The sequence below is a fragment of the Kitasatospora sp. NPDC056783 genome (assembly GCF_042789895.1).
Lineage (GTDB): Bacteria > Actinomycetota > Actinomycetes > Streptomycetales > Streptomycetaceae > Kitasatospora.
The window spans coordinates 1-10,788 of record NZ_JBHUAF010000295.1 but is presented as its reverse complement, the minus strand read 5'-3'; the positions used below and the strand labels follow the sequence as shown (position 1 = coordinate 10,788).

At 73.7% G+C, this 10,788-nt stretch carries 8 protein-coding genes; 4 read left to right on the top strand and 4 right to left on the bottom strand.

What is annotated here, in order from left to right; genetic code table 11:
* Positions 1 to 335: 335 nt before the first annotated feature.
* The 3 genes from ACFRMQ_RS30550 to ACFRMQ_RS30540 form a co-directional block, all read right to left on the bottom strand.
* Positions 336 to 1,043 carry a VC0807 family protein gene (locus ACFRMQ_RS30550; protein WP_380733929.1) on the bottom strand — a complete coding sequence of 236 codons (708 nt, stop codon included), beginning with the start codon at positions 1,041 to 1,043 and terminating at the stop codon, positions 336 to 338.
* Between the two features lie 27 nt (positions 1,044 to 1,070).
* The gene (locus ACFRMQ_RS30545) at positions 1,071 to 1,844 is read right to left on the bottom strand and encodes a class I SAM-dependent methyltransferase (RefSeq protein ID WP_380733928.1); all 774 of its coding nucleotides are present in this window, start codon (positions 1,842 to 1,844) and stop codon (positions 1,071 to 1,073) included.
* Between the two features lie 805 nt (positions 1,845 to 2,649).
* Positions 2,650 to 4,251: an ABC-F family ATP-binding cassette domain-containing protein gene (locus tag ACFRMQ_RS30540; protein WP_380733927.1), complete on the bottom strand. Its 1,602-nt coding sequence runs from the start codon at positions 4,249 to 4,251 to the stop codon at positions 2,650 to 2,652.
* A gap of 361 nt (positions 4,252 to 4,612) precedes the next feature.
* Between ACFRMQ_RS30540 and ACFRMQ_RS30535 the strand changes: the two genes are divergently transcribed.
* Positions 4,613 to 5,533 carry a RimK family alpha-L-glutamate ligase gene (locus ACFRMQ_RS30535; protein WP_380733926.1) on the top strand — a complete coding sequence of 307 codons (921 nt, stop codon included), beginning with the start codon at positions 4,613 to 4,615 and terminating at the stop codon, positions 5,531 to 5,533.
* Between the two features lie 115 nt (positions 5,534 to 5,648).
* On the opposite strand, the gene ACFRMQ_RS30530 is transcribed toward ACFRMQ_RS30535, so the two are convergent.
* Entirely contained in the window at positions 5,649 to 7,043 is a 1,395-nt protein-coding gene (locus ACFRMQ_RS30530; protein ID WP_380733925.1) for an FAD-dependent oxidoreductase, read from the bottom strand.
* A 504-nt stretch (positions 7,044 to 7,547) separates the two neighbouring features.
* Here ACFRMQ_RS30530 and ACFRMQ_RS30525 point away from each other — a divergent pair.
* The 3 genes from ACFRMQ_RS30525 to lepB all read left to right on the top strand — a co-directional run bounded on the left by ACFRMQ_RS30525 (position 7,548) and on the right by lepB (position 10,565).
* Positions 7,548 to 8,711: a magnesium and cobalt transport protein CorA gene (locus ACFRMQ_RS30525; RefSeq protein ID WP_380733924.1), complete on the top strand. Its 1,164-nt coding sequence runs from the start codon at positions 7,548 to 7,550 to the stop codon at positions 8,709 to 8,711.
* 213 nt (positions 8,712 to 8,924) lie between these two features.
* Complete coding sequence (locus ACFRMQ_RS30520) at positions 8,925 to 9,521, top strand: helix-turn-helix domain-containing protein (protein WP_380733923.1); 597 nt, start codon at positions 8,925 to 8,927, stop codon at positions 9,519 to 9,521.
* A 63-nt stretch (positions 9,522 to 9,584) separates the two neighbouring features.
* Positions 9,585 to 10,565, top strand: a complete 981-nt coding sequence (lepB, locus tag ACFRMQ_RS30515; protein WP_380733922.1) for a signal peptidase I — start codon at positions 9,585 to 9,587, stop codon at positions 10,563 to 10,565.
* Positions 10,566 to 10,788: the final 223 nt, after the last annotated feature.

The window sequence follows — 10,788 nt, the reverse complement described above, 5'->3', positions numbered from 1 at the left end:
ACGGTGTGCTGTCCAGGAGAGCGGAGGAGGTGGTGGAGCCGGGTGTCCTGGCCCGGGATGAGGGCCTCGGCCTCGTAGCCGAGGACCAGGGTCGGGCAGGTGACGGGGTGTGCCACGGCATCCCTGCGGAACCGGCGGACGGTACGGGCGAGTTACCGGAAGTCCTGGGGTGCGCGTCCGGCGCGGGCGTCGTCAAGGAACGGGGCGCCGAAGGTCTCGTCGGCATGCTTGGTGGTCGGCAGGAGAGTCGTGGGGCCGAGCCGGCAGGCTCGACCCGCCGATGCGGCACCTGCGCGCCCTTGCCGTCTGGGCGGTCACGGCTCGGTCCGTTCCGGTCAGGCCCGCAGGCCGTGGCGCCTGGTGTACACGAGATGGAAAAGGAGCAGCGGTGTGACGATCACCGGCCAGCTCAGGTTCATGGCGGCCGGGGCGGCATCGACAGGAAGGAGGTACGCGAAGGCCAGCTGGGCAAGGGCGTTGAGCAGGCTGGCGGCGCCCCAGGCGACGGTGAGCACCCGGAGGCCGTGGCGGAACGCGGCGTCCTGATCCCAACGGCTCTCCCAGGCGCGCAAACCCTCCTCGCCGGCCTTGGCCCGTACGAAGGAGCGGAACACGACCATCAGGGCCGGGCGGCCGTAGGCGACCGAGGCCAGCAGCCAGATTCCGACGAGTCCGCCGAGCATGCCGGTCCAGGCTTCGCGGATCAGCAGGGTGCGGGTGTCTCCGGTGAGTGCGGACACCACCAGACCGAGCACGATCATGCTGAGGACCAGCAGGGCCAGGAAGTCCACGCGGCGGGTCCGGACCAGCCGTGCCACCACGGTGACGGCGGGTACGGCGGCGGACCAGAGCAACGACCACCACTGGTCCACGCCCGCCGTGCGCAGCCCGTAGTAGACGGCGAGCGGCAAGCCGAGATCGATCAGCAGGGGTAACAGGGCAGCGCGGCGCGGGGCGGGGCGGCGTGCGGGGTCACATCGCCTCCACGTTCCTGGTCGCGAGCGAGAACAGGGTGACCAGCTCACGCCCGTAGGCGCGGGCATCGAAGTCGTCCCCGGTGCCGAAGGGCGTCAGGGGGCCCGGGCGATCAGGACGGGTTGGAAGAAGCCGGTGTCGGCGGGCTGCTCCCAGCGGACGTCGGACAGGCCCGCCTCGGTGGCGAAGGCGCTCAACTGGTCCTGGGTGAGTGCCCAGTAGGTGGAGCGTCGAACGACGACCTGCCACTGTCCGGTGTCGTCCGGCAGGAGTCGGAAGAGCTCCAGGTCGTACCGCTCGCCGTCCTCGCGCCACTGCCAGAGCTGGAAGATGACCGACCGGCGACCGTCGTGTTCGGCGGTCTGCGGCGCGGTGGAGGCGGGCCGGTCGCGGCGCAGTTCGTCGTACGGGCGGGTGGTGACCAGCAGGAGTCCGTTCGGGCGCAGGACCCGCCGCATCTCGCCGAGCGCGGCACGGACGTCATCGGCCGTCAGCAGATGGGGCAGCGCGTTGTCCGCGCAGACGGCGACGTCGAACCGGCCGTCGGGGAAGGGGAGTTCGCGCATGTCGGCGACGGCGGTCGGCAGCCGGAGTCCGCGTGCGGCCGCCTCGGCGGTGGCGCGGGCGGCGGAGGCCGGGCTGAGGTCGGTGCCGGTGACGCGGTGGCCGAGTGCGGTCAGGCCGAGCGCCTGGGTGCCGATGCCGCAGGCGCAGTCCAGTACCTCGGCTGGGCGGTCGCCGAGGTGAGCTCGGATCAGGGCGTCCAGCGCGGCGCCCTGGCGGGCGAGTGAGGCGTTCCAGTCGGCGTAGAGCAGGTGGTAGCCGTCGGCGAAGTCGTCGTAGAAGCGGCCGAGGTCGGGCTGGGTCATGGCGGCAGGTCTCCACGGGAGGGTGGCGGGCGCGGCAACGGGGACATCGGGACTGGTGCGGGGCGCGGCGACGGTACGGCCGGTCACGCTACGGCCCCGAGCGGGAGGTGGTGACCGGTCCGTTCGCCACGGGGCCATCCTCGCCCGGGAGCACTGGCGCGGAGTACCGGTTTTCAGGCCGACGAGGGGGAGAAGGCCGTGGAACGGGTGCCGGGTGAGGAGCGGTCGGACGGACTTCCGCCTCACCGCGGCGGCGTCGCCCGGGTGTTGCCGTCCGGCGGTACCCACTTCGCCCAGCACATGGGTTCGGCGGTCCGCCTTCGAACCGGTCGAGTACGTCCTCGGGCCGCAGCCGACGGCACGCGAGGGCCGCCGCCCCGAGTCGGAGAACGGCGGCGAGGTGGCGGCAGGGCTGGAGGCGGCGGATCTGCGGTCCGCGCGGTTGCGGATGGAGTTCCGCGACTTCGGTGCGGTGGTGTACTTCCCGCGCGAGGTGATCCGGATGGTCCGGGGTTTCACCGTGGCCGCGTACCGTGACCGGCTGCGCGAGCGGGACGCGCTGATCCGCGCCGAGGGGCCCGTCGTGACCCACTCGGCGCGTCTCCCGATCGAGGCGCGCCATTCGCGGCCGCAGTCGGCACGGCCGCGTCAACCTCGGTACGGCCGCCTCCGCCCCGGCACGGAACCGCCTCCGCCCCGGCACGGAGCCGTCCCGCTCGTCCGGAGCCCGTCCGGAGCCCGCCGGGCCCGAAGCGGATCCCGGCGGGTCGGAAGGACTCTCGGAGGGCGCGACCGGCGCCGGTCCTCAGGACTGCGCGACCAGCTCCAGGTACGCGTCGTGCCAGAGGTCCTCGTCGCCGTCCGGCAGGAGCAGCACCCGGTCCGGCCGCAGGGCCTCGATGGCGCCACGGTCGTGGGTGACCATCACGATCGCGCCCGGGTACGTGCCGACCGCCGCCAGGACCTCCGCGCGGGAGACCGGGTCGAGGTTGTTGGTCGGCTCGTCCAGCAGCAGGACGTTGGCGCCTGAGTGAACCAGGCCGGCCAGGGCGAGCCGGGTCTTCTCGCCGACGGACAGCACGGCGGCGGGCTTGTCGGCGTCGTCGCCCCGGAAGAGGAACGCGCCGAGCACGTGCCGCAGTTCGCCGTCGGTGAGGCCGGGCGCGGCCTGGGCGAGGTTGTCGCGCACGCTGAGCGCCGGGTCGAGGGTGTCGTGCTCCTGGGCGAAGTAGCCGAGCCGCAGGCCGGTGCCGGGCACGACGCGGCCGGAGTCCGGGGCCTCCCGACCGGCCAGGACGCGCAGCAGGGTGGTCTTGCCGGCCCCGTTCGGACCGAGCACGACCAGTCGGCTGCCGCGGTCCACGGCCAGGTCCAGGCCGGTCAGGACCGGTCGGTCGCCGTAGGACTTGGCGAGGCTGATCGCGCCGAGGGGCATCCGGCCGCAGGGGGAGGGCTCGGGCAGCCGGATGCGGGCGGTGCGCTCGGCCTGCCGGACGGGTTCGAGCTCGGCGATCATCCGGTCGGCCCGGCGGGCCATGCTGCGGGCGGTGGTCGCGGTGGCGACGTTGGCCCGCATCTTGTCGGCCTGCGCGTGCAGGGCGGCGGCCTTGCGTTCGGCGTTGGCCCGCTCCCGGGTGCGGCGGCGCTCGTCGGCGGCGCGCTGGGTCAGGTAGGCCTGCCAGCCGGTGTTGTGGACGTCGATCGTGGCGCGCTGCGGGTCCAGGTGGAAGACCCGGTTGACGGTCTCGGCGAGCAGCCCGAGGTCGTGGCTGATCAGTACCAGCCCGCCCGGGTGGGTGGCGAGGAAGCCGTGCAGCCAGGCGACGGAGTCGGCGTCCAGGTGGTTGGTCGGCTCGTCCAGCAGCAGGGTGCCGTGGCCGGCGAACAGGATGCGGGCCAGTTCGACCCGGCGGCGCTGGCCGCCGGAGAGCGTGCCGACGGGGGATTCCATCACCCGGGTGGGCAGCCCGAGTCCGGCCGCGACCCGGGCCGCCTCGGCCTCGGCGGCGTAGCCTCCCCGGGACTGGAACCCGGCCTCGGCGCGCACGTAGGCGTCCATCGCCCGGCGTTCCTCGGCGGGAGACCCGGCTCGGGCCATCGCCAGCTCGGCGGCGCGCAGGGCGCGGACGGCGGTGTCCAGGCCGCGGGCGGACAGGATGCGGTCGGTGACGGTGGCCGACGGGTCGGCGGCTCGGGAGTCCTGGGGGAGGTAGTCGACGGGCCCGGTCCGGGTGACCGTGCCGGAGGCCGGTGCCAGCTGTCCGGCCAGGGTGGCGAGCAGGGTGGTCTTGCCGGCGCCGTTGCGGCCGACCAGGCCGATCCGGTCGCCGGGGGCGATGTGCAGAGTGATGTCGGACAGCAGCAGACGGGCGCCGACGCGCACGTCGACACCGCGGGTGGTGATCATGAGATGACGCTCCGAAACGGCTAGCGGACACACGGGTGGCGTGGAAGTGGGTCCGTCAGCTAGGAAATTCGGGGCGTGGACATGGGAGGCACGCTACCGGCCGGGCGGGCGGTGCGCATCCGAATTGGGTCCCCGACGGGGCGACGCGCCTTCGCACCGCCAGGGTCGCGTGAGCGAACCACGGGGCCCGAGGGAAGACCGGCCTCGCGAAAAGGCCGGCCTCTCGAAAAGCCCGGGCCCCGCGAGAATAGAGGCCGGGCCCCGCGAGAAGGGGAGGCGGCGCGGTTTCGGACACCTCGCCCCCGTGGTGGCGCACCGGGCTGCCTTGTCGTGGCCATGCCCTGCTCGCTTTCATGTCCGCATGCCCCGACGCGATCTCGTACTCCTGACCGATCACAGCTCGACCGAGGGCGGTCGGCAGGTGCTCGCCGCCGCCGTGCGGACGCTGACCGGCCGGGAGCCCGTGCAACTGGACGCCCGGCACTTCATGGCGGGCGGCAGCGGCCGGATCGAGCCCGACGACACGGGCGGGATCCGGCTGGTGGCCGGCGACCGGGCCGTGACCGCCGACACCGTGATCGTCTACGAGATCCCGCCGCACCGTCGCCACGCCTTCGCCGACTGCCAACGGCAGTTGCGCGGACACGGTGTCCGCTCGCTCGGCAGCGACGCCGAGGCGTGGCGGGCGGCCACCGAGAAGGACGTCATGGTCGCCCGCTTCGGTCGCGACGGCGTGCCGCACCTGCCCGGCATCGTGCTCTCCCGGCCGAGCCCGGAGGCCGTCGCCGAGGCCTTCGCGGAACTCGGCGGCGACGTCTGGGTCCGGCCCCGTGTCGGGGCGGGCGGCGACGACGTCTTCCGCGTCACCACGCGTTGCCGGCTCGCCGCCGTCGCACGGCACTACGCGCGGGCCGGGACGGACTGGCTGATCGCCCGCGACGTCCGCAACTTCCTCCCGGACGGGCGTCGCTACCAGTACCGGGTGGTGGTGCTTCGCGGGTGCGTGGTCCGGGTGGTCGAACTCGTCCAGACGGACCCGGACGCACCCTGCGACGAGAGCCGGGGCGCCGTCCCCAGGCTGCTGGACTACAACGAACTGCCGGACGGACTCGCGGAGTCGGCCGTCGCGGCCGCCGCGTCCCTGGGGCTCGACCTCGCGGGGGTGGACCTCGCAGCCGAGAGCGGCGGGGTGGTCTTCGAGGCCGACGTCCACCCCGCCTTCGGCCGGCGCGGCCTGGAGCAGGTGGCCCTGCCGTACGTCGCCGCACACCTCGCCGAGTAGCGCGGCGCCGGCGACGGGTGGCGCCGAGCCGGCGACGGCGCGGCGCCCCTCCACCGTGGGAGCGCGACTCCCGTCGGGGCGCCCCCCGAACGAGACATGGCGACCTCCCCGCCGCTCAGCTCCGCAGGACCACCCCGAGGACCGACGGCCGGAGCAGCAGCGTCGGCGGCGCCACCAGCGACATCACCTCGTGGAACGCCGCGGTGACCTCCGGGTCCCGGGTGCTGCCGGCCAGCACCTTGTCGAAGAACCGGTGCTGGAGCCCGACCAGGGCGCCGGAGGGCGCGCCGGTGGTGGCGTGGAAGCGGGCGTCCTCGGTGCAGGAGATCATCCAGGGGATCTTGGACACCGTCGCCACGGCACGCCGCGCGGCCCGTGCCGTGGCGTGCCCGATGCCGCCGTGCCGCCTCGCGGTCCGGCGAAGTTCCCGGGCGCAGAACAGGGCGACGGTGACGCCCTGCCCGTACACCGGGTTGAACGTGCTCACGGCGTCGCCGACCACCACCAGGCCGTCCGGGGAACTGCGCTCGTAGTGCCGTCGCACGCCCGGGCCGGGCAGGAAGCCCCGCACCTCGCCGGCCGGTTCGGCGCCCCGCAGCACCTCTTCCAGCATCGGATCGCGCAGCATGCCCAGGTGCTCGGTGAACCCCGTCTCGTCGGCCGCCGGTTCGGCGCCGCGCATCCCGGCGAGGCTGACGATCCAGCGGTCGCCCTCGACCGGCAGCAGCACGCCCATCCGCGGCCTGTCCGGGGCCTTGGTCTGGAGGTAGACCGCCCGGTTGCCGAGGTCGGACCCGGCCGGGCGGTGGAAGACCCGGGAGGCGTACGCGACGCCCGCGTCCACCCGCTCCTCGGGCACCGGCCGGCAGCCCAACTCGGCGAGCCACTTCGGCACCGAGCTGGAGCGGCCCGCCGCGTCCACCACCAACTCGGCCGGGACCTCCCGGACTTCACCGCGTCCGGAGCCGCGTCCGGGGTCGCTCTCGGAACCGTGTGCGGAGCCGTGTTCGGAGCCACGCCCGGAGCCGCGCTCGCGAACCTTCACCCCGGTCACCGCGGTCGCCGAGCCGAGCAGTCCGACGACGTCCGTCCCCTCCAGGATCTCGATCGCGGGATGGGCGCGGACCCGGTCCAGCACGAGCTTGTCCAGCAGCGGCCGGGTGCAGCAGAGGAACCTCAGCCGCGCCTGGTACTCGGCCAGCCACCCGGCGGAGCTGAGCCACCGGACGTCCGAGGCCGCCACCTGCTGCGCGCCCGCGGCCGTCAGCTCCCGGTTGATGCCGGGCATCATCTCCTCCAGAAGCCGGTGCCCGGCCTCCAGCACCAGATGGGCGTGCCGGCCCTGCGGCACCCCGGCCCGGAACTCGGGCCCCTCGGGGTACCGGTCCCGCTCCACCACGATGATCCGCTCGGCGAACCCGCGCAGCGCCCACGCGGCCGCCATCCCCGCGAGTCCGCCGCCGATCACGACCGCCGTGCCCCGCCCCGGGGCCCTCTCCGAAGTAGTCATGACACGTAGCGTAGTGGCGCGGGTGCCTTCCCGTGACGACTTCGCCGTGGACGAACACCCCCGCGCGCGAGGGGTGTTGGGGCCGGCCGGGACGGGGTCGGTCCGAGGTCGGGGCGGGGCCGGGCGACCCCCGGGGCGCGGACGCCGGCGGGCGGGGCGATGCGTGACCGCGCGGTTGAGGGACCCCGATGAGGGGTCCAGCCACGCGGGTACTACACTCGGCGGGGTTGTGCTGGCGCCTCTTCGGTGCGTGAGCGCGCGGAAGCGAGGAGGTGAGAGCCGTGGAGTGCAGTAGTACGGGTCGAAGTCGGCCCCGCCCCCGGTTGTCCCGCACCACTCGCGGCCCCCGGCACACCTCCTCCCGTACGGCTCCCGCGCGGCACTGACCTCGTCCTCCTGGCGAGGCGCCGCCGGTCGCGCCGTGCGCGTGGCGGCCGGCCGGGCGCCTCCGGTCCACCCTCGTCCCCTCGTGGCGGCCGGAAACCCACCGTGGAGGTCCCCGCCATGTCCGACTGGCGTGTGCGCGCAGTGCGCGCGAGCAAGCGTCCGTTCTCCCGCCCCGTCGTCCGGGCCGTGGACAGCCAGCCGGCGCCCGAGCACTCGATGGACCCGCGCCCGGATCAGCCCGTCGAGCCGGTGGCGCTGGAACGTTCCGTCGTGGACGCGGCGGTCTACCGGGACGGTCGCCGGATCGAGGCGTCCACCGACCTCGCCGACATCTTCCGCACGCTGCCCGACCGGCCCGGCACGATGGCCTGGATCGGCCTGTTCCGCCCCGCCGAGGCGCAGCTGCTGGAGGCCGCCGACCGGTTCAACCTGCACGAGCTGGCCGTCGAGGACGCCATCGTCGCCCACCAGCGGCCGAAGCTGGAGCGCTACGGCGACACCCTGTTCGTGGTGCTGCGCGCCGCCCGCTACCTGGACGAGGCGGAGGAGGTCGACTTCGGCGAGATCCACCTCTTCATCGGCCCCGACTTCGTGCTCACCGTCCGGCACTCCCAGGCCCCCGACCTCTCCGCGGTGCGCCGCCGGCTGGAGGACGACCCGGAGCTGCTGGCGCTCGGCCCGGAGGCGGTGCTGTACGCGGTGCTGGACGCCGTGGTGGACGGCTACGCGCCGGTGATCGCCGGTCTTCAGCACGACATCGACGAGATCGAGACCGAGGTGTTCAGCGGGGACCCGCAGGTCTCCCGTCGCATCTACGAACTGTCCCGCGAGGTGATCGAGTTCCAGCGGGCCACCCGCCCGCTGCTGGAGATCATGCGGAGCCTGGAGGCGGGCTTCGGCAAGTACGGCACCGACGACGAGCTCCAGCGCCACCTGCGCGACGTCGCCGACCACGCCACCTACGCCGCCGAGCGGGTGGACGGCTTCCGGCAGATGCTCCAGAACATCCTGGCCGTCAACGCGACCCTGGTCTCGCAGCGGCAGAACGAGGAGATGAAGCAGCTCGCCGAGGCCGGGCACGCGCAGAACGACGAGATCAAGAAGATCTCCTCCTGGGCGGCCATCCTCTTCGCGCCGACGCTCATCGGCACGGTGTACGGGATGAACTTCGAGATCATGCCGGAGCTCAGGTGGGCCTTCGGCTACCCGTTCGCGATCGGACTGATGGCCCTGGTCTGTACCGGGCTGTACCTGATCTTCAAGAAGCGGGACTGGCTCTGACCGACCGACCGAACGGCTGGCCGACCGACCGACTGACCGACCCGCTGGCGGCCCCGGCGACTGACCGGTGGGCTCCGGCCTGAGGCGGGGGCGCACCACGCCCACCGGGCCGGTTCGCCGGAGTGACGGGCCCTCACCCGTTGACGTGAGCGCCCAGCCCTCACCCGTGTGCCGGATTGACAATGGTCATTGCCGTAGCGGCAAATGGCAGGCATGGCCGACGAAGAGTTCGAGAACGTCCTCACCACGGTGGGCCCGAGGCTGCGGGCGCTGCGCCGGGAGCGCGGCACCACGCTCGCCAAACTGGCCGCCACCACCGGGATCTCGCTCAGCACGCTGTCCCGGCTGGAGTCCGGACAGCGCAAGCCGACCCTGGAGCTGCTGCTGCCGCTGGCCCGGGAGTACCGGGTGCCGCTGGACGAACTGGTCGGCGCCCCGGCCACCGGGGACCCGCGGATCCACCCGCGCCCGGTGACCAGGAACGGCCAGACCATCGTCCCGCTGACCCGCCACCTGGGCGGGCTGCACGCCTACAAGCACATCGTGCCGCCGGGCCGGAACGCCGGGCCGGAGCTGGAGCTGAAGGTCCACGAGGGCTACGAGTGGCTGTACGTGCTGTCCGGACGGCTGCGGCTGGTGCTCGGCGCCCACGACCTGGTGCTGACGGCCGGTGAGGCCGCGGAGTTCGACACCCGCACCCCACACGCCTTCGGCAACGCCGGCCAGCAGCCGGTGGAGTTCCTCAGCCTGTTCGGTCCGCAGGGCGAGCGCATCCACGTCAGGGCGCGCCCGGGAACCTCTGTTCGGTAGGTTCGTTCCTGACAGGGGGTCTTCGTTCCGGCTCCCGTCGGGCCGTCGGGAGGGGCCGAGGAGATGAGTGTGCAGCAGAGCGCGGAGTCCGGCGAGAGTGGTGGAGCCGGGGAACGTGGGGAGGCCGGGGGCGGCCGGGCGGAGGCGGCCGCACGCACCGCGGTCGCGGAGGCCGCGGACGCCCGCGGGACGGCGGGCGGGTACGAGGGAGGGAACACGGAGGGGACGGCCGAGCGGCAGCGGAAGAAGCGCCCGTTCTGGCAGGAGCTGCCGATCCTCCTGGTGATCGCGCTGCTGCTCTCGCTCGGCATCAAGACCTTCTTCGTCCAGGCCTTCTCCATCCCCTCCGGCTCGATGGAGCAGACCCTCGCGATCGGCGACCGGGTGCTGGTCGACAAGTTCACCCCGTGGTTCGGTGCCAAGCCGGAGCGCGGAGAGGTGGTGGTGTTCCGCGACCCGGGCGGCTGGCTGGAGGGCACGCCCACCATCCCCGACGACTCCGTCATGGGGACCGTCCAGAAGGCGCTCAGCACCGTCGGCCTGATGCCCTCCGCGGACGAGAAGGACCTGATCAAGCGAGTGATCGCGGTCGGCGGGGACACTGTCGACTGTGAGGCGGGCGCGCCGCTGAAGGTGAACGGCGTCGCGCTGGACGAGCCGTACCTGTTCCCCGGGGCGACGCCCTGCGACAACGACCCGGTCGGCACCGTCACCGTGCCCAAGGGCAAGCTGTGGGTGATGGGCGACCACCGCAACAACTCGCGGGACTCCCGCTGGCACCACAACGAGACCGGTGACGGCTTCGTGCCGGTGGACAACGTGGTCGGCCGGGCCTTCGTGGTCGCCTGGCCGCTGTCCGACTGGTCCACCCTGCCGGTTCCGGACACCTTCGACAAGGTGCCGGCCGGGGCGGCGGGAGCGGCCGGTGCGCCGTTCGAGGCGCCGCCCGCGCCGGAGGCGGCCGCGCTGGCCGGGATCGTTCCGCTGGCCCTGTGGCAGCGGCGGCGGTCGGCGCGCGGGGCCTCGGTGCGGAAGGGCGAGTGAGGCCGGTCCGCGCCTGCGCCCGCGCCCGTGTCGGCGCCCACGCCTGAGCCCGCGTCGCGTCGCGTCGAGTCGGGTCCGCGCCCGCGTCCGTCCCGGGCCGATCGTCCCGGGCCGATCGTCCCCGGCCGATCGTCCCCGGCGGGCGGAACTCCTCGCGTCGAACGCCTCCCGTCGATCTCTACACGCCTGTAGAGTTCACGAGATGAGCTGCACCCCGGCTGCC

What these genes read in the sequence shown, in the direction of transcription:
- ACFRMQ_RS30520 (WP_380733923.1), top strand. Translation starts at nt 8,925, where the DNA reads ATGGCCGACGAAGAGTTCGAGAACGTCCTCACCACGGTGGGCCCGAGG.
- ACFRMQ_RS30545 (WP_380733928.1), bottom strand. Translation starts at nt 1,844, where the DNA reads ATGACCCAGCCCGACCTCGGCCGCTTCTACGACGACTTCGCCGACGGC.
- ACFRMQ_RS30540 (WP_380733927.1), bottom strand. Translation starts at nt 4,251, where the DNA reads ATGATCACCACCCGCGGTGTCGACGTGCGCGTCGGCGCCCGTCTGCTG.
- ACFRMQ_RS30525 (WP_380733924.1), top strand. Translation starts at nt 7,548, where the DNA reads ATGTCCGACTGGCGTGTGCGCGCAGTGCGCGCGAGCAAGCGTCCGTTC.
- lepB (WP_380733922.1), top strand. Translation starts at nt 9,585, where the DNA reads ATGAGTGTGCAGCAGAGCGCGGAGTCCGGCGAGAGTGGTGGAGCCGGG.
- ACFRMQ_RS30550 (WP_380733929.1), bottom strand. Translation starts at nt 1,043, where the DNA reads ATGCCCGCGCCTACGGGCGTGAGCTGGTCACCCTGTTCTCGCTCGCGA.
- ACFRMQ_RS30530 (WP_380733925.1), bottom strand. Translation starts at nt 7,043, where the DNA reads ATGACTACTTCGGAGAGGGCCCCGGGGCGGGGCACGGCGGTCGTGATC.
- ACFRMQ_RS30535 (WP_380733926.1), top strand. Translation starts at nt 4,613, where the DNA reads ATGCCCCGACGCGATCTCGTACTCCTGACCGATCACAGCTCGACCGAG.